Annotated in this window: 20 protein-coding genes; 9 read left to right on the top strand and 11 right to left on the bottom strand. The window is 40.3% G+C overall.

What is annotated here, in order from left to right; translation table 11 throughout:
* Positions 1-26: 26 nt before the first annotated feature.
* The 3 genes from SFU91_02745 to SFU91_02735 all read left to right on the top strand — a co-directional run bounded on the left by SFU91_02745 (position 27) and on the right by SFU91_02735 (position 3,204).
* Positions 27-623: a hypothetical protein gene (locus SFU91_02745; protein MDX2127938.1), complete on the top strand. Its 597-nt coding sequence runs from the start codon at positions 27-29 to the stop codon at positions 621-623.
* Between the two features lie 150 nt (positions 624-773).
* On the top strand, positions 774-1,919 hold the full coding sequence (locus SFU91_02740) for a DUF5723 family protein (protein MDX2127937.1): 1,146 nt from the start codon (positions 774-776) through the stop codon (positions 1,917-1,919).
* An 82-nt stretch (positions 1,920-2,001) separates the two neighbouring features.
* Positions 2,002-3,204, top strand: coding sequence for a fatty acid desaturase (locus SFU91_02735; protein ID MDX2127936.1), 1,203 nt, complete (start codon positions 2,002-2,004; stop codon positions 3,202-3,204).
* Positions 3,205-3,325: 121 nt separating this feature from the next.
* Here the strand turns inward: SFU91_02735 and SFU91_02730 are convergent, their stop codons facing one another.
* A complete protein-coding gene (locus tag SFU91_02730) occupies positions 3,326-4,399 on the bottom strand; it encodes a trypsin-like peptidase domain-containing protein (GenBank protein ID MDX2127935.1) in 1,074 nt (357 codons plus the stop codon).
* Between the two features lie 159 nt (positions 4,400-4,558).
* On the opposite strand from SFU91_02730, the gene SFU91_02725 reads away from it, so the two are divergent.
* A complete protein-coding gene (locus tag SFU91_02725) occupies positions 4,559-4,921 on the top strand; it encodes a helix-turn-helix domain-containing protein (protein ID MDX2127934.1) in 363 nt (120 codons plus the stop codon).
* On the opposite strand, the gene SFU91_02720 is transcribed toward SFU91_02725, so the two are convergent.
* Entirely contained in the window at positions 4,922-7,030 is a 2,109-nt protein-coding gene (locus SFU91_02720; GenBank protein MDX2127933.1) for a tetratricopeptide repeat-containing sensor histidine kinase, read from the bottom strand.
* 336 nt (positions 7,031-7,366) lie between these two features.
* Between SFU91_02720 and msrA the strand changes: the two genes are divergently transcribed.
* The 3 genes from msrA to mdh all read left to right on the top strand — a co-directional run bounded on the left by msrA (position 7,367) and on the right by mdh (position 10,341).
* Positions 7,367-8,044: a peptide-methionine (S)-S-oxide reductase MsrA gene (msrA, locus tag SFU91_02715; GenBank protein MDX2127932.1), complete on the top strand. Its 678-nt coding sequence runs from the start codon at positions 7,367-7,369 to the stop codon at positions 8,042-8,044.
* A gap of 64 nt (positions 8,045-8,108) precedes the next feature.
* Positions 8,109-9,086: a DUF6268 family outer membrane beta-barrel protein gene (locus tag SFU91_02710; protein ID MDX2127931.1), complete on the top strand. Its 978-nt coding sequence runs from the start codon at positions 8,109-8,111 to the stop codon at positions 9,084-9,086.
* Positions 9,087-9,390: 304 nt separating this feature from the next.
* Positions 9,391-10,341 (top strand): malate dehydrogenase, encoded by a 951-nt coding sequence (gene mdh / locus SFU91_02705; protein ID MDX2127930.1) that lies wholly within the window; start codon positions 9,391-9,393, stop codon positions 10,339-10,341.
* A 77-nt stretch (positions 10,342-10,418) separates the two neighbouring features.
* On the opposite strand, the gene SFU91_02700 is transcribed toward mdh, so the two are convergent.
* The 6 genes from SFU91_02700 to SFU91_02675 form a co-directional block, all read right to left on the bottom strand.
* On the bottom strand, positions 10,419-10,985 hold the full coding sequence (locus tag SFU91_02700; protein ID MDX2127929.1) for a BMC domain-containing protein: 567 nt from the start codon (positions 10,983-10,985) through the stop codon (positions 10,419-10,421).
* A gap of 13 nt (positions 10,986-10,998) precedes the next feature.
* Positions 10,999-11,277: an ethanolamine utilization microcompartment protein EutM gene (eutM, locus tag SFU91_02695; GenBank protein ID MDX2127928.1), complete on the bottom strand. Its 279-nt coding sequence runs from the start codon at positions 11,275-11,277 to the stop codon at positions 10,999-11,001.
* Between the two features lie 104 nt (positions 11,278-11,381).
* On the bottom strand, positions 11,382-12,641 hold the full coding sequence (locus SFU91_02690; GenBank protein MDX2127927.1) for a hypothetical protein: 1,260 nt from the start codon (positions 12,639-12,641) through the stop codon (positions 11,382-11,384).
* A gap of 130 nt (positions 12,642-12,771) precedes the next feature.
* A complete protein-coding gene (locus SFU91_02685; protein MDX2127926.1) occupies positions 12,772-13,152 on the bottom strand; it encodes a hypothetical protein in 381 nt (126 codons plus the stop codon).
* Positions 13,153-13,171: 19 nt separating this feature from the next.
* Positions 13,172-13,558: a response regulator gene (locus SFU91_02680; GenBank protein MDX2127925.1), complete on the bottom strand. Its 387-nt coding sequence runs from the start codon at positions 13,556-13,558 to the stop codon at positions 13,172-13,174.
* 69 nt (positions 13,559-13,627) lie between these two features.
* A complete protein-coding gene (locus tag SFU91_02675) occupies positions 13,628-14,032 on the bottom strand; it encodes a response regulator (GenBank protein ID MDX2127924.1) in 405 nt (134 codons plus the stop codon).
* A 36-nt stretch (positions 14,033-14,068) separates the two neighbouring features.
* On the opposite strand from SFU91_02675, the gene der reads away from it, so the two are divergent.
* Positions 14,069-15,400, top strand: a complete 1,332-nt coding sequence (der, locus tag SFU91_02670; GenBank protein ID MDX2127923.1) for a ribosome biogenesis GTPase Der — start codon at positions 14,069-14,071, stop codon at positions 15,398-15,400.
* Positions 15,401-15,416: 16 nt separating this feature from the next.
* On the opposite strand, the gene SFU91_02665 is transcribed toward der, so the two are convergent.
* Positions 15,417-16,118 carry an SDR family oxidoreductase gene (locus SFU91_02665; protein MDX2127922.1) on the bottom strand — a complete coding sequence of 234 codons (702 nt, stop codon included), beginning with the start codon at positions 16,116-16,118 and terminating at the stop codon, positions 15,417-15,419.
* 69 nt (positions 16,119-16,187) lie between these two features.
* Complete coding sequence (gene recA / locus SFU91_02660; protein ID MDX2127921.1) at positions 16,188-17,282, bottom strand: recombinase RecA; 1,095 nt, start codon at positions 17,280-17,282, stop codon at positions 16,188-16,190.
* A 225-nt stretch (positions 17,283-17,507) separates the two neighbouring features.
* On the opposite strand from recA, the gene SFU91_02655 reads away from it, so the two are divergent.
* Positions 17,508-17,810 carry an FmdB family zinc ribbon protein gene (locus SFU91_02655; protein MDX2127920.1) on the top strand — a complete coding sequence of 101 codons (303 nt, stop codon included), beginning with the start codon at positions 17,508-17,510 and terminating at the stop codon, positions 17,808-17,810.
* 88 nt (positions 17,811-17,898) lie between these two features.
* Here the strand turns inward: SFU91_02655 and SFU91_02650 are convergent, their stop codons facing one another.
* Positions 17,899-18,615, bottom strand: a complete 717-nt coding sequence (locus SFU91_02650) for a Bax inhibitor-1/YccA family protein (GenBank protein ID MDX2127919.1) — start codon at positions 18,613-18,615, stop codon at positions 17,899-17,901.
* Positions 18,616-18,701 lie beyond the last annotated feature (86 nt).

Here is an 18,701-nt window from a genome sequence, read left to right as displayed (position 1 = left end):
TCTCTTAAAGTCGTTGTAAATGCAGAATGAATAAGGAGCACGAATCAAAAAAAGCAACTGAGGTTCTCGGTCATTTATTGGGCGGTAACTTGGTGGAAAACCTTGAAAAACTTGCTAAGTTGGCTGATAATTTACAAGGTTTATCACCCGAAAATGAAACTGAAAAAAAAGACAAAAAAGTCGTTGAAGGGGAATTGGATTTAAAAAAAATTAAAGAGGGATTAAAAGCGAATTACCACTTTTCTCTCGGCAAAGCCTCTAGCAATCAAAGAACAGGGTCTATTCCTCGAAACCAAAATCAAAAGCAGACCCCATTTAAGTCTGGATATAAAAAAGAGGCTAAGACAAGGGACGAACCAAAAGCAACATTCAAAACCATAGAACCTGAATATGATTTGTTTTGCGATAAATCAAAAGTGTTGCTTGTTATTCAATTACCGGGTGTAAAACCTGAGTCCATATCCGCTAAACTTATTCGTTTGAATCAAGCCTTAGAATTAATCGCTGAATCAAAGGAATTTCGATTCAATAAAGTCATTGATTTTGATTCGCCCGTTTCTGAACTCTTTGAACAAACATTCAAAAACGGCGTCTTATCCATTTCATTTGATTCCCTATCTTAATCCTGAAAGCCAAAACAATAAAATGAAATTGGTTTCTTGTTCTCTAGAAGAGGAGAGAAACGTGGATTTTTTTATTCGGAGAGGTATCTATATTGTATTCAAATTTCCCAACTGCATTTCGATTTTAAGTGAATTGCACTTCAAATCATATTGATCGATAAAGTTGCACTTAAGGTGATGTTCGTTCTAAAGAAAATGTATAGAAAATTGAAAATTCGTTTCAAACAAGATCAATCGGTGAGCACCGCTTTTCTTTTTTTACTCATCGTTTCAATTTCTAATTCGATTTCCGCACAAACCGTAATCGGGAAATACGCCGGTGAATTTTTAACCTTAGGGGTTGGTGCTCGTTCACTTGGAATGGGTGGAGCTGTTTCAGCCTCTATTTCAGATGTTACTGCTGGGTATTGGAATCCAGCCGGTCTTGCATCAATGAATTACCCTCAAGCGGCTGCGATGCACTCACAAAGTTTTGGAAGTGTCGTCCAGTACGATTATCTCGCAGCCGCATTGCCTCTTCAAGAAAATCATACGATTGGGTTTAGCTTACTTCGGTTAAGTGTTTCAGATATTCCGGATACCCGTGCTGCTTGGGATGATTCTCGCGGTCAACCCTTAGCGAATCCCGAAAATTTTATCAGCCGTTTCAATGCAGCTGATTATGCATTTTTTATTTCATTTGCTTCAAAAACACCCTATCAACTTTCGTACGGAGCGAATGCAAAACTAATTTTGAGAAATGTGGGAAGTATTGCTTCTGCGTGGGGAATCGGTTTCGATGTGGGGGTACAGTATGTTGTCAGTGATAACTTTGCGATCGGCGCTTCAATTCAAGATGTAACCACAACGTTCCTTTCGTGGAGCTTAAGTGAAGAAGAAAAAAGTAAGCCCAACGCGCAATCATTAAGAAATGAATTGATTGCACCAACTGCTAAAATCGGGGGGAGTTTTGTCGCCCCTTTTTGGGAAGGAAGGTTTCTTTGTTCAATTGATTCCGATTTTCGGTTTGAGGGAAGAAAAAGCACTGCTGATTTTTACATTGGAAACATCAGTTCTAACATTCGATTGGGCGGAGAATACACATACAAAAATTCTGTTTCGATACGCGCCGGATGGGACGATTTGCGCCGTCTGACACTTGGCGCAGGAATTAAACTTTCGCAAGTTAATATCGATTATGGTTTTGCAAAGTTTGATGGGAACGATCAATTAGGTAATTCCCACCGGATTTCGCTACAAATTCAATTGGAGCAAGAGAATCTTCGTCGTGAGGGATATACTCCGGCAGAGCAATAACGTTTTTTTGAAATCAGAATTCAGCTTTGATTGAGATTATTTGTAATTTAAGTTAAAGTTTTATCGAATCACATTTAATAATATGTTGAATCATTTGTCGTTAATCGAAGTAAGTAAACCCATTAGTGAAACTGCCAATGAAATTTCAAAGTCTTTCCCCAAAAAACACCTCAACCGTACAAACCTTTACTTCTTTATCATAACGCCACTTATTGGAATTTTAGGAACCTTCATTTGGGCGAATTCAGAGTTTTTTAACTGGTCAACGGTAATTCTTGCTATTGTACTCTGGAAGATAGCCGGGATGAGTATTACCGCCGGCTATCATCGACTCTTTTCTCATCGCAGTTACGACGCAAAAAGACCGATAGAATTATTTTTTATTTTCTCGGGCGCAATGGCGTTTGAGGGCTCCGTTTTGGAGTGGTCTGCAGATCACCGAATTCATCATCGATTTCAAGATAAAGATGAAGACCCCTATGCGATAAAAAAAGGTTTTTGGTACGCACACTTAGGGTGGATCTTTAAGAAAAATTGGGAAATGAATCCCGCCATTGTACCTGATCTTTCCAAAGACGCAGTAATCCGTTTTCAACATAAATATTACATCGCGGTTGCGTCATTTATGAGTTTTGTTTTTCCAATGCTAATTGCTTCACTATGGCTTGATCCGATTGGAGGACTTATTGTCGCGGGGGCATTAAGATTAAGCATTAACCATCATCTTACTTTTTTTATCAATTCTCTTTGCCATTATATCGGCACCCGACCTTATTCAGACATAATTACTGCGCGCGACAGTTGGTTTACCGCCCTGCTCACTCACGGTGAAGGTTACCATAACTTTCATCATGAATTTCCGGGTGACTATCGAAATGGGATTCGCTTTTATCACTTTGACCCCACAAAATGGGTGATTTACTTGATGAACTTACTTGGTTTAGCTACACGATTAAATCGTATGAGTCCCGAAAAGATTTTGCAACGCCGAGTGGCTGTTCAAGAACGCGAAATTCTTCAGGCACTTACACAAAAATCTCCCGCTCTCGCCACATATGCCAATGAAACGCTTGCCGCTGCACGAAAAAGAATTCTAGATGCAGGAGAAAAACTCTCAGAGCTTCGAGAAGAATATTATGCACTAAAGGCTAAGAAAAATGAAGAAATTCATTTTAGGCTTGAAGAACTCAAACATCAACTTTCCGAGGCGCAGCGAGACTTTCAAATCAATGTTGCAATGTGGAAGGCAATGATTCAAGGCTTTTCAAAAGCTTGTAGCATTTAAAGCACACAGAGTTGTGAGAATATGAATTTAGAGGTTGCCGCGACTAAGGAGGTTTGCGGCTTGCTAAAACAAAAACCGCCGAGAAATCGGCGGTTTTTTGTTGATTCAAATTTTCCAAATCTTAAGAAACCCTCTCTTCAGGAATTATTGGTACAATCGTCTTTTGCGGAGAGCGAATGATGATCAGTTCACCAGAATTTCCAATTCGTTCTTTGGTTAATAAGCGATGCAGATCATCAATAGAAGAAATTAACTCTTCGCCATATGCGACGATGATATCTCCTTCTTCAATTCCAGCGCGCTCTGCTGGGCTATTTTTTTCGATTGAGGCCACCATTACGCCCGTATCTGAAACCAACTGGTGGGCACGAATCACAGGCTTAGGAAGGCGAATAGTTTGCCCTGCTATTCCGATGTAGCCACGCCGTACTTTTCCATATTGAAGAATATCGCTAGCGACTCGTTTCGCAGTGTCTATGGCAATCGCAAAGCAAATTCCTTGTGCGGGAAGAATAACGGCGGTATTCACCCCAATGACTCTGCCTTTTGAATCCACAAGTGGCCCTCCAGAATTTCCGGGGTTTAAAGCAGCATCGGTTTGAATGACATGATCGATTAATCGACCTGTATTTGATCGAAGCGATCGACCCAAGGCGCTAATGACACCGGCTGTTACGCTATATTGAAATCCATAAGGATTTCCAATCGCAATTGCCAAATGCCCAACTTTGACTTTGGAGGAATCACCTAATGCAGCAATATTCAAGCCAGAGGTCGAAATTTGAAGCACAGCTAAATCAGTATGCTCATCATTACCAATCAATGTAGCCGTGGCCGTTCGGCCGTCGAGAAGCGTAACCACAATTTCTTTTGCACCATTTACAACATGACTATTTGTAAGGATGAATCCATCCGGTGTAAAAATAAATCCAGAGCCACTCCCTGAAGTCGCTCTTGCTTTTTCTAGGCGTGTGGGAAAACTTCTTGATGTTTCAATTTTAACAACCGAAGGAGAAACTCTTTCAGCGGCGCTTGAAACAGCAAATGAATAGGCATCAAGTAATTGATCATCGTGTTTATCATTTTTTTCTTGGAGTGTTTCCAAAGCCTTCAATGATGACATCGGTTCACTTTGAGATTCGTTCGAAACAAAAGTCAAAGGAAGCCGAGAGACAGAAAATTGATGTGATTTCATAGCAAGTAATAGTTGATTAATTAAAAGCGTCGGCCCTAATCATATTCGGGTGCGCTATGAAGAAGGTAAAGGAATAGCGTTATTTTGTAAAGTAGGCACTAATAAGTATTATAGTATCCAAAAAGTAACTTTTGAAATACTGACTTGAATTAGCGGGATATGGACCAAAAAAATGATGTAAAAAAATGCTCCTTTGACGGGCTTTGCCCTGTTGATGTTACTATGGAAGTAATTGGAGGAAAATGGAAATTGAAAATTCTTTATCATCTTAAAAGCGGGGTGAAACGGTTTGGTGAATTGAAAAGGCAAATATCTGGTATCACTCAAAAAATGCTTACACAACAGCTTCGCGAGTTGGAGTCCGATAAAGTTATCGAGAGAAAAGTTTATGCTGAGGTTCCGCCAAAAGTTGAATATACCCTTACAAAACTAGGACAGTCACTATCTCCGGTCGTTCATGAAATGGCAAAATGGGGGAAAGAAAAAACAAAACAGATTGAAAAAATCAGGAGTGAGAATTGATCATAAGGATGTCTCTGTATAATCAGATTTTAACGGTAGCTTAATAAAAAAAGTTGATCCAAGATTTTTTCCGGGCGAATCTGCCCAAACTGAACCGCCGTGTAGTTCAATAATCTGTTTGGTTAGGGCTAAACCTAAACCGGTTGAAGGTTCACCGCCTGTGGGGCGTGCTGAAAGCCTCTGAAATTGACCGAAAAGTTTTTCCTTGTCATCATCGGTTAATCCTAAGCCTTCATCCTTCACAGAAATAATTAATTGGGTGATAAGAATTTCAATCTTAATAAAAATTGTTTTCCCTTGGGGTGAATACTTAATTGCGTTGCTAATCAGATTTTCAACGGCTTCGCGAACCCGATCTTCGTCACCTGTCATCATAATGACCTCTGGAGAATCGAAATACAAAGATTGCAACTTTCGATATGCCGTTGATTTGTACGACTCAATAATGAAAAAAACGGTAGAGTATAAATTAAACCGATCTTTCCGAAGCTTTATTCTTCCACTTTCGAGTGAAGCGGTTTTAAGTAAATCGCTAATGAGTTGAAACATTCCGTTGGCACTTTGGCGAATGATGGTGAGGTATTCGTGAGCAGCGGAATCTCTTGAGGTTTCTTCTAGCAAAAACTCGGTAAAGCCCAAAATCGATTGAAGAGGATTCTTCATATCATGAGCAGCAATAGCAAGCAGTTCTGTTTTTATTGCATTGGCTTCTTGTGCAATATGGCGTTGGCGTTCAGCCTCTGCTAAGGTATGCTCTAAATCAGCATTGCGTCGTCTGTAAATCTCAGCTTCTCTTCGTTCAAATGCAGCTTCGCGTTCCTTTTTTTCAATTTCATTGAGGATTCGAATTCGACGAATTCTCTCTTCCGTTTCAAGATTAAATACTTCCTCGCGAGCAACATTATAAAGTTTGTAATAGCTTAGCGCAGTAGTGGTTTCGCCTACTTTTTCACTAATTTTTGCAAGTTGAAGGTAAATCGGATAGATAAGGTTTTTGGCTCCCAGTTGTTCAGCAATTGATAAAGATTTCTGAAGACAATCGATAATTAAAGTATTGTTTTCAGTTTCATCCTTGATTTTTTCTTTAGGTAAAAGAGACGATGCCCGTGCTATTTCAAAGAGAGTTTCCGCTTGAAGCCGCGGCTCGCTAATTAAATTGCTGATGGCATAGGCTTGCAGATAAAACGATATCGCTTTGTCTTCTTCATTGATACTAAAATAAACCTTGCCGATTCCGATCAAAGCCATTGCTTCAGCGCGCTGATCTCCGCTATCTCGTTTAATCTTTAAACTTTTTTGGTAACATTCTAAGGCTTGCTCTGTTTCTGTCAGTTTGAGATAAGCATCCCCAAGATTGGATAGAACGGTTGCCTCCCCTAAATAATCTTTTAACTCTTGACGAATAAATAGACTTTTGTGAAAACAATCAACGGCTTTAGAAATGTCATTAATTTTAGAGTAAACAGCGCCAAGTTGATTGTACGAAGATGCTTCCCCATAACGGTCAGTGATTTCCTGCCTTAATTTCAAACTTCGATGAAGGTATTCGAGCGAAGTGGCATAGTCACCAAGATATTGATGCACAATTCCTATACCCATTAAAGAGGAGGCTTCGCCGATTCGATCAAGCATTGAGCGTCGAATACTCAAGCTTTGTTGGTGATTCTGAAGTGCCTTTTGATATTCTCCAAAGCGTTCATATACAATCGCTAATCCGTTTAGTGCTTGAGCGACAAAGTTTCTACTTTCAAGGACATCCCCGATAGCTTCTAATTCAATGAGAGCATTCTGAAGATTACTGATGGCATTGACATAATCAGAGAGACGCCAATGACATTCGCCAACAATAAGTTGTGCTCTTGAGAGGATATACTTTTTTCGAGTGATGAAATCTATAAGACCTTCCTCTGCTTCAGGGGTCACAAAATCGGAAGCCTGCATTTGTGTTTCAGAGCCAAGCAAAAGGGCTTGCTTTGCATCAGTCATTCGTAATTCCCAAGCAAAATCATTTGCTGCCTCTAAAACCTCGAATGGGTTGCTCGAAGGATTCGCTCGCAAGGTGTCAAAGCGGGTGCGAAGTTTCGATAGTTGCTCGGGTATGACCGTCATTGATAAAAAGAATCATAAATGGTGATTGAATCTAAAATATACAACCAATTTGTTTACTGATTTGTTTGTTGCTTTATCAGAATTCATCAAAAAAAAAAGGGCGAGAAACTCGCCCAAATGTATAAAAAATGTTAAACCTGAATGTTGCCCGTTAACGGGGAAGCGTTCTCTGCTTCTTATTGTCGATAGATAGTCCCATAAAAAAAATGCTCACCATAAACGCAAAGTTATGTGACTTTGTTATGATACTTTTGTGAACATTTGAAGCTACTTTCGATTATGAAGTTAGAGAAGTTTTTGAAATTCACAAGTGCTCGTTAAAAAAATCTTTTTCGAATGAAAGCAATCGTTTTAATAATATCAGTCTTCGCGATGATGGTTGGATGCACTTCCAATCAGCAGAAATTGCCTCAAGAACAAGAATCGAAATTAATTCAAACTGCAACTTTAACAGGAGAAACGATGTCTTCTAAAGACTTACAAACCGCAATTTTTGCAAATGGATGTTTTTGGTGTACCGAAGCAGTTTTTCAAAGGCTTGATGGAGTCGAGAAAGTAGAATCAGGATACATCGGAGGAAAAAAGCTCAACCCTACTTATGATGAGGTTTGTAGTGGGCAAACAGGACATGCTGAGGCTTGCCGAATTTTATTTGACCCATCTAAAATATCTTATAAAGAATTGTTGGAAGTATTTTGGCAAACACACGACCCAACTACACTGAATAGACAAGGAAATGATGTCGGTACACAATATCGCTCAGGTGTTTTTTACTTGAATGAAAGCCAAAAGAAAGATGCTGAGGAAGTTTTAAAGCTTGCGCAAGATTGGTGGAATAATAAAGTGGTGACAGAAATTACAGAAGCATCAACATTTTATGTTGCTGAAAATTATCATCAGAATTATTTCAATCGTGTTGGCGCGGGCAACAGCTACTGCATTTTCGTCATCAACCCGAAAATTGAAAAATTCAAGAAGCAATTTAAGCATCGCTTAAAGGCAGGCGTGGAGTAAAGCTAGAAAAACAATGAAAATTGAGATATTGAAGTTAATCCGTTAGTAAACGAACCTTTAAGAAATGAGAATCTCAGCCAATCAAAGAATCTTTGCGTTCAGTTATCTTTTAGTTCTCGTCTTAGTTTTTCCTTCAACACTTATTGCACAGCGCGAGCAAATTGGCGTTCGCTATGAAATGTGGGGAAAGAGCGAAATCAGTGATAGTAGTAATACCCTTTCCTCTTTTTCAGTAAATTTTAATGCTTCGTTACGATCTATTTTTGGTGAAGAGGGTGAAACCCTCATTTTAAATGGATTTAGCTATCGATACTTGAATATCATTCGTGAATTTCCCCAATCGCAATCACCTCCTGATCCGTTAGGAATGCCAACTGCTATTTTACCTTCAAATATTAAGACTGAATATCATTTGCTTCAATATGACCTTACCGTTCTTCATTCACTTTCTGATGAATGGACAGCAGTTTTAGCGTTGCGTCCCGGGATTTTCTCTGATTTCTTCAACATCACTTGGAATCATTTCCGATTCGAGGCTGCCGGATTTGCTGATTACATTGTTTCTCCTACATTCACAATTGGATTAGGGATTGCAATTCAACCCTCGAACTTTGGAAGAGTTCTTCCTGCAATACCGCTTCTGCATATTTTAAACAACGGCAATCTGTTTGGGAAAAAGTATCTCCTCGATGTTTTATTGCCTCAACGTGCTGACTTCACAATGTATCTAAGCAAACCGCTTGAAGTAGGGCTTTCCGTCGCGTTAATTGGCTCGAGTTACTTTATTGGTGATGTGAAAAACAGAATAGGCTCTCAAAGCGATCGATTGGCCTTCGCGAATGCGACACTGAGCGGGGTCGTGCGATATAATTTGTTCGATAAGCTTTACATCACCGGAGATGCCGGCTATACCCTTCTCCGGAGATACGAATATTCGGTGAGCCGCTACAAAGAATTAGGTGTCGATGAACGGCCAGATGCAACAAGTTTTGATTTACCAAATGCGTATTTCTTGAGAGCGGGAATATCAATACTGTATTAACATTTTCTGAGAAGAAGCTCACTTAATTTTTGCTTCATAACTTTGTGCAATACCCTAAAAAAAATCCGTATATTTGCTTATTAGTTTTGTTGCCTTTAGATGCTGCTTAGCAGCTGTGAAGTATGATTCCTTTTCTTTGCCCCGCTTTTAACCCTTTGAGCCGTCAAGAAAGCGGTAAACCCTACATATTCTCTTTTCTAAAAAATACGAATCACAGATTACAAGAGATTTTCAATATCTCCTTAACAATGAATTTTTTTTCTGTTTTCTTTTCACATTTTTTTGAATCAAACCAAATTGAAGTATGAAAATTACTGTTGTCGGTGCCGGAAATGTCGGCGCCACAGCCGCTCAGCGCCTGATCGAAAAAGAGTTAGCACATGAAGTGGTGCTCGTTGACGTAGTTGAAGGTGTGCCTCAAGGCAAAGGCTTGGATATGTATGAATCAGGCCCAATTGAACTCTTTGACACCAGAATTACCGGTACAAACGGTTATGATGAAACCGCAGGTTCAGAAATCATCTTGATTACCGCCGGCATTGCTCGCAAGCCCGGAATGAGCCGAGATGATTTGATGAATACCAATGCAAATATCGTCAAGGATGTGACTGATAAAGCGATTGCAAAATCACCCAACGCGATTATTATCGTGGTTTCAAATCCGCTTGATGTAATGACTTACGTCGCTTATCTCCGAAGTGGATTACCATCGCACCGTGTTTTTGGAATGGCGGGCGTATTAGATACCGCGCGTTTCCGCTCATTTATTTCGATGGAACTGGGCGTTTCAATGCAAGACATCAACGCATTTGTGCTTGGCGGCCACGGCGATTCTATGGTGCCCGTTGCAAAATACACAACCGTTGCCGGTATTCCGATTCGTGAATACTTAATGATGCATTATAAAGATAAAACCAAGGCGGAAGAACGCTTGAAGGTGATGTCTGATCGTGCAAAAAACGGCGGTGCTGAAATCGTTGGTCTCTTAAAAACCGGCTCAGCGTATTATGCCCCATCTGCCGCGGCCGTTGAGATGATTGAATCTATTGTCAAAGACCGCAAACGCATTTTACCTTGTGCTGCTTGGCTCACCGGCCAGTATGGGCTTAATGAAGTTTATTGTGGTGTACCGGTGAAATTAGGCAGAAATGGAATCGAGCAGATTCTTGAAATTGAACTTGAAAGTGATGATCTGGCTGCACTTCATAAATCAGCGGCAGATGTCAAGGCGATGAGCGATAAAATTAAATTCTAATTTTCTGTTGTCTTTTCAAGCAAAAAGGGTTCTCTTGGAGAACCCTTTTTGCTTTCAGTGTTAAAAATGAAAAGCGCTTAAATGAGTGGCGGCGAGTAATCAGTAGCATATGGCCTTAAAAGGCGAGCCAATTCATCACGATTGGAACGAGAGATTTCACGCCCTTGAATAGGAAAATCCGGAATTTTGCGTGCGACTTTGCGAAGCTCCTCAACGGTAAACTTTTCTAAGGTCATTGTATCAAATATGATGGATACATCAGCAGTTACGGATTCTTCAACTCCATTTTCTTTTGACTGTAAATCGGGTTTTGAATCTGAAAGCGATTTCAGAACTGAAGTAACTTTTTTCTTTTTCCGCGAATCAATTTCAACCGCAATTAAATCGTTGTAAATGCCGTCATCGGGGCGAGCAATAATATGCTTTCCAACAAGTTTGCCAATGCGTGCAGCCGCGGCTGCACCTGCCTCAACAGCGGCTTCAACAGCAGAAACTTCTCCAACCAACTTCACCGTAACCAATGCCGCATCAACCCGGTCTTTTGAAATTAACTTGACATCTGCCGATTTTAGTGCTGCATCGGCTGCTTCCAAAGCAGCGATAAGCCCGCGGGTTTCGATTAACCCAAGTGCTAAGCCGCGCATGACTTGTTACGCGTTAAGATTTTTTGGGAAGAATCGATTCCACTTCGGCATGCGGACGGGGAATGACGTGGACTGAAACCAATTCGCCTACTCGTTGTGCTGCAGCAGCGCCAGCATCCGTTGCGGCTTTAACAGCACCGACATCGCCTCGAACCATTACTGTAACATACCCGCCACCAATGGTTTCTTTTCCAATTAATTCTACTTTTGCGGCTTTCACCATTGCATCAGCGGCTTCGATTGCGCCGATAAGTCCTTTGGTTTCAACCATTCCAAGTGCATCCATCGCCATAAGAGTTAATAAGTTCAGAGATTAAAAAAAGTAAAAATTTATTTTTCGAACTTCAATTTACCGTTTCGTAATTCATTTGCAAAAATAGAGTGATCAATTTCCAATCAGCGTAATTGACTTGAAAAAAAACGATCTCCCACTATGGTAATCAAAATTGCATAAAACAAATACACATTGGTATGATAAGCGCTCATCGCATAAACCCCGATGAGAATAGCCAATTGATACAATATAACTAAGGCGGTAATGTGCAGCGGTAATGTTGAAGGTTCAAATTTCCAAGACCCTTTAAATATTTCTTTTAAGAAGAGACCTAAAGAAAAAAGACCGGAATAAAAAACCAAGATGGAAACCCCTATCACTATAAATTTTGGTAGTAACAACAAAAGTGATAACGGGTTATTATGAATGGTTGACAGCAACTCTTTAAGATTAAAACTATCAGGGCGAAATTCACCTAACAAAGATTTCTTAAAGAAGTAAGACGATACTGTTTTTTCAATTTCCCCTGTATAAAAGGGCTTTGTAAGAACCAAAAGAAAATTGAATCCGCATTTCTTTACAAACTCTACAGGGTGCGCAATAACAGAATCACGCCAAGCGGATTTTAAGAGAGGATCTGCTTTTGCACTGAGCGTTGAAACTTCTTTTCCAAAGTAGGTGGAAACTATTGATTTCATTTTAGGGTCATGATCAAAAGGCGTAATGCCCCAAAGATTTCCGGGTAATTGCCCTAGACTGATAAACAAATGATGCCCGGAATTTGATGAAGTAAGAAGAAAATTGCCGGTTTTGGCTTTGGAATAAAAACCCCAAGGAAGGAGAAAAATGAAGATTGTTATTGCCCAAATAAAAATCTTTAGGAGAGACACATATTTTTTTTCAAGAATTGATGAAACGAAAAAAATGAAAAAAATAAGAAAGGCGAATAAAAAATAGTCGGAGCGAAAGTTCAGTGCAAGGCCAAACGCGAGGCCTGAAAAAAAAACCTTGAAAGTGCTTTCAAGGCCATCAAATAAGAGAAGAAGCGAAAGGGTTAATAATGATGCAGAAAAAGAATATGGCCAAAGAATCCCGTGAAAAAGAAACCACGAAAAGCCTAACACACAAATCAAACGAAAAATAAGAATAGACTTTGGGTTGCGAATTTGACGCCATATGACTCTCTCTGAGAGGAGGATGAGTAAAAAGGATGCAAAACACTGAAAAAAAATGATCAGAGTTTTACTCTTCGTGAGTGCAAGAATAAAACCATACCCCCACATTGGGAAGGTATATTCATTCAATTGAAATTGATAATTAGGGTTAAATCCCGAGTGAATGTATTCTGAAAAATCGTTGTAATAAGGAAGAATGCCAGACATCGTCTCTGCATTCCAATTTAGGAGCGAAAAGAGGAAGAATTCGAAAGCAATAAGAAAAATGAAATTGCGATAAGAATTTAGGAATGAAAATACTTGAGGAAATCCAAATACGTGGTGTGCAAACGAATTCTTACTCATCCCTATCATCGGGAGATTCTTCCCCTAGTTTTCGACGATGGTCATTGATAGAGTCAATTCTACGTTTTTGTGCTGCTTTTGCACGGGTGACCACAAATCTATAAATGCTATAAAGGAGAAAAATGCCCGTCATCATATTTTGAAATTGCCTTGATGACCCTGAAGGCATCCCTTTTCCGATAAAAACGGCAACCGCCAGTACAAAAAAGGTCAGGGAAAGAGAATAGCCGATGATTTCATTGACCGTAATTCGGCTTAAAAAGGACTTAGGACGATTTCTACGCGCTCTGATTCTTTCACCAATACGAATGTCCGGAACTGTTTCTGAATCTTCTGAAATCTGGCCTTTTGTTTGAGTCTCTTTCTCTGACATATCCATACTTAACTTGATACTATTCTTTTTTTGGTTCTATTAAGTTAAAAATGTTTCGAACCCTCATAAGCAGTTCATTTGGATGAACAGGCTTGACAATATATTCGTTTGCCCCAACTTCAAATGCTTTCAACTTCAAGCGAATATCACTTTGTGCAGAAACAATCACAAGCGGAGTATAGCGATTAAGCGGCATTTGACGAACCAACCTCAGAAACTCGATTCCATTCATCGAAGGCATTGTTAAATCAGAAATAATCATATCTGGTTTATTGCCTTCAGCAAGCCAAGAAAGAGCAGAAGCGCCATCTGTTTTTTCTATAACTTCAAAGTCATCTCCAAGTACGCGACGCAGCATAAACAGCATATCCGGTTGGTCATCAATAATCAAGATGGATTTTTTCATCAGTTTGTTTTTTCAATCGCACTTATTTTTCAAAAACGGAATGATGGAAATCACTCGAGTGATTCAATTTTACACATCAAGTCTTGTGCCCGAGGTTCTTCGAAAAAGATTATTGATTCTGAGTGAAAGCTCTTCAATGTGAACCGGCTTTTGCATAAAATCATCTGCCCCTAATTGAAGCGCGCGAATTCGAACCCGTACATCACTTTGACTCGAAAAAACGATTATCGGTGTTTGACGATTTTCTTTGCCTCCGGTTCGAATGGTTTTGATAAATTCAAATCCATCCATATTGGGCATCGAGAGATCCGTGAGAATCATATCGACAATATTGCCCATTTGAAGCCATTGCAGTGCGGCTGCACCGTCTGTTTTGGTTACAATCGTATGTGCACCGCCTAAAGCGCGGGAAAATAAGGTGAGAATACTTATATCATCATCTATAATTAAGATGGTGCGTTTACTGGGCGCCATATTTTTAATCGGTTATATTTCAATACAAGATACTTCATGAAGCCTGTTGTTGCAATCGTCGGGAGACCAAATGTAGGAAAATCTACACTTTTTAATCGCATTGTTGGAAAACGGCATGCCATTGTTGATGACATGCCCGGGGTTACCCGAGATCGAAACGCTTTATCAACAGATTGGGGCGGAAAAGAATTTTTACTTTTAGATACCGGTGGATTTACTCGCGAAGGAGAAACTGCCGGCGATGAACCTCACCATATTTCAGCTGCGGTGCGTGAGCAAGTAATCCGTGCCATTGAAGAAGCGGATGTCATTCTTTTTGTGTCAGATTTACGCTCCGGCATTACCGATCTTGATCACGAAATTGCTGATATGCTGCGAAAACGCTCGGGCGGAAAGCCCATATTTTGTGTCGTTAATAAAGCAGATAGTGAAATGATGCGTGTCGAATCCGAAAAATTTAGACGGTTCGGAATCGGTGAATTTTTTCCTGTTTCTGCTTTAAACGGAGATAGTGTCGCTGATTTGCTTGATCGTGTCACAGAGTTTTTTCCAGTTGATTCCGAAGCGGTGATTGAGGATGGAAAAATTAAACTTGCTGTAATCGGTCGGCCAAATGTCGGCAAGTCGAGCCTTGTTAATGCCCTTCTTGGTGAAACGCGTCAAATCGTGACGGATGTTGCCGGAACTACCCGCGACTCAATCGACACCGAATTCAAACGAAACAATAGGGATTATATTTTAATCGATACTGCCGGCTTAAGAAAGAAAGCGCGTGTCGATGAAAATGTCGAGTTCTTTAGTACGCTTCGAACTGAGAAAGCAATCGAACGCGCCGATGTTGCCATTGCCGTTCTTGATGCAACTTTAGGAATTGAAAAGCAAGACTTAAGAGTGATTAATCTTGCGATCGAGCGAAAACGCGGAATCATGATTGCTGTAAATAAATGGGATTTAATTGAAAAAGATTCAAAAACTGCAGATGCCTATACGGCGGCATTGAGAAGTCACTTGAAAAGTTTAGACTTCATTCCCATCATTTACATTTCAGCTCTTACAAAACAGCGTGTCTTTAAGGTGATTGATATGGCAACTGAAGTTTGGGAAAATCGCAGGAAGAGAATTTCAACCAGTGAAATCAATAAACACCTCTTACCTGAATTTCAGAAAACCCCGCCGTGGGCAAAAAACGGTAAGGAAATCAAAATCAAATACATTACCCAACTTTCAATAGAACCTCCCTTCTTCGGATTTTTTGCGGCAAACGCAAAACTTATCGAAGAGCCTTATAAGCGGTTTGTAGAAAATAAAATTCGCGAGCATTTTGGCTTTGAGGGAACACCAATAGAAATTCAATTTCGACTAAAATAGTGTTCAGTCAATTTCGCTAAATATGCCAAAGCCCGAGATCGTCTAACTTAACTCGGTCGGGCTGTCGAAGTAAATAAAGTGCCGCTTGTGCTAAATCTTCCGTTTGAAGAACCCCTTGCCGAACTTCTGAGTCATTCTTTGGCGGTGGAACTTGAACCAAAGCCGGAAGCAAATTTGAAACCTTAATGTTGAACTCTCTGACCTCCTCTTGCAAAGCTTTTCCGAATCCAATCAAGGCAAATTTTGATGCACAATACACCGTTGCTCGCGCATATCCATTTCTCCCAGCCTGTGAAGAAATGTTGATAATATGGCCTAATCGCGCTTCAATCATTTTGGGGAGTAAGGCTTGGGTAAGAAGGAAAGTTCCTTTCACATTTGTATCCATCACAAGATCCCATTGATCCTCAGTCATTTCAACCGCAGAAGCATCAACCCCCAAACCAGAGTTATTGATCAGGATTTCCACTTTTCCAAATTTTTGTAGAACTGAATCGGTTGCGGAGCGAATGCTCCGTGTGTCGCGAAGGTCAAGTGGCAAAGCGTGTGAGGGAGTTCCGTACTTTTTTGAAATCATTCTTGCAGCGGATTCTAAAACCTCCAAACGCCGTGAAGCTAATATAGTTTGAACGCCTTCACTTGCAAGAGATTCCGCTATGGCGAGTCCAATCCCTGAACCTCCTCCGGTAATTAATGCAGTTTTTCCCCTTAAATACACTGAATTGAATTTCTAAATTGACAAAGACTTCATGATTCACAGAATAGGAGATGTTTGGGGGATATATTCTTATTCCTCTGGCGGAGTTTCTTGCTCGGCATCAACCGATTTATCGTCAGCATCGAGCGTGATAGAAAGTAAATTATCCTTTACCAACTTATACACCTTTTCAAAGAGAACCTTATCTTCTTTGAGTTTATCGCGAACGGCTTCTCTTCCTTGACCCACTTTTTCGCCTTCAAAACTGAACCAAGCGCCGGCTTTTTTAATAATTCCTGCTTCAACAGCAAGGTCAATGAGTTCGCCCGTTTTTGAAATGCCTTCTCCGTAAATAATATCAAATTCAACTTCCTTGAACGGCGGCGCAACTTTATTCTTAACAATTTTAACCTTGGTACGATTGCCAATGACATCCGTACCTTCTTTGATACCGCCAATGCGACGGACATCAATTCGAACCGATGAATAAAATTTGAGTGCACGTCCGCCGGTTGTTGTCGTTGGATCTCCATAACCCATCGAACCGATTTTTTCACGGAGTTGATTGATAAAGATGACAATACAACTCGACTTTGAAATTGCGCCTGTAAGTTTCCGAAGCGCCTTCGACATCAAGCGGGCTTGCAAACCGACTTGAGCATCGCTCATCTCGCCTTCTAATTCAGCCTGAGGTACCAAGGCTGCAACAGAATCGACAACCACAATATCGACTGCCCCGCTTCGAACCAAAGTTTCAACAATCGTAAGCGCAGATTCACCTGATTCAGGTTGACTGAAAAGCAACGATTTAACATCAACCCCTAACCGTTTCGCATAATTTTGATCGAAGGCATGTTCAGCATCGACAAATGCCGCTGTGCCCCCTGCTTTCTGCGATTCTGCAATGGCATGCAACGCGATGGTGGTTTTCCCTGAAGATTCAGGGCCATAAATTTCTATTACACGGCCTTTTGGAAATCCACCAACACCAAGCGCGGCATCAATCGTAATAGAGCCTGAAGAAATGACAGGAACGATTTGGGCTTCATCGCCAAGCTTCATGATCGTTCCTTTACCAAACTGCTTTTCAATGGTATCAAGCGCTAAATCAAGTTGTTTCTTTTTTTCAGGATCCATTTTTGGACCCTTGTCTTGTGCCTTTTCGGCGAGTTTTTCTTTTGCCATCGTTAATTTTTGAGATTTTGAGTTTAAACTGAAAAATTTCGGGATTCAGGAGAAGGAATACGAAAATTCAGGCGCACAATTTACTTCTCCATTCTGCATTTCGCAATTGAAAGGAATTCTTTTTGGAACTTGATGATACTTTTGCATTGTTAGCTCTCGTTGTATAAAACGAAAATTCAAGTTACTTTCGCAATTATTAAATTTTTATTGGTTAGGAGAATTTATATGCCAACATATCAATATCAACGTGAAGATGGAACGCAATTTGAAGTGTTTCAAAAAATTTCTGAACCTGCGCTTGAAGTTTGCCCTGCCACGGGTCAACGAGTTTTAAGAGTTATTTCAGGCGGAGGCGGCGTTATTTACAAAGGGTCGGGTTGGTATGTCACAGATTATAAAAATGGCGGAAGTTCCGCAAAACCGGCAACCAAAGAAGCAGCAACCTCAACGGAAGGAACGCCAAGCCCTGCACCGGCTCCCGCGACTTCTGCCTGTGCAACCGGGGCTTGCGGGCATAATCATAATTAGATTTGAAAATTTAGTTTATTCAAGAATCACAAAATGAAAATGGGCGAGTATTTCTCGCCCATTTTCACAATCAAAATTCTATAAACTATCACTCGTCGTTTCTTCCGCCAAAGAGTTGAAGCAAAGAGAGGAAGAGATTGATAAAGTTCAAATACATTGAAAGTGCTCCCATTACGGCAATTTTCCCTTCACTTTCACCATCAAGCGCTGCACTGGCCATTTCTTTAATACGCTGCATGTCGTAAGCGGTAAGTCCGGTAAATACAACCACCCCAATTGCGCTGATAATCATACTTAACATGCTACTTCCTAAAAATATATTAACAAGCCCGGCAATAACCATTCCAATTAATGCCATAAAAAGCAAAGCGCCAATTTTCGAAAGATCCATTTTGGTTGTTGCACCAAAAACGGCCATTGCACCAAACATGCCAGCAGTAATTAAAAACACTCCAGCAATTGAACCAAGGTTGTAAACCAAGAAAATGGAAGAGAGCGTTAGCCCGTTTAAACCGGAATAAAGAAAAAATAAACCGGCAGCAGCCATTGAAGAAATACGGTTGATTAAACCGCTAATTGCAAACACCAAACCAAGTTCGGCAATGATGAGTCCCCAAAAAACCAAACGATTCCCAAAAACGATGTTTCTGACCGATTCAGTGCCGGCAGCCCACCAAGCGGTGCCTGCTGTAAAAAGAAGACCAAGCATCATCCAAAAAAAGACTTGGTTAATCACACGCTTTTCAATCGAAACTAGCGAAGAAGCGCTTGAAACTTCGCGATATGCAAAACCAGTGTTTTCCATTTGTTGATTTATTTAATGTTAAAATAAATTTGAACGCTAATATACGATATAACCCTAAAATTGTTTGAGATGTTTCCTCAGAGATT

It is taken from the genome of Chloroherpetonaceae bacterium (assembly GCA_033763895.1).
Taxonomy (GTDB): Bacteria; Bacteroidota; Chlorobiia; order Chlorobiales; family Thermochlorobacteraceae; genus JANRJQ01.
Note: the sequence above shows the minus strand (reverse complement) of the source record. Positions and strands in the feature narration are given on the sequence as shown.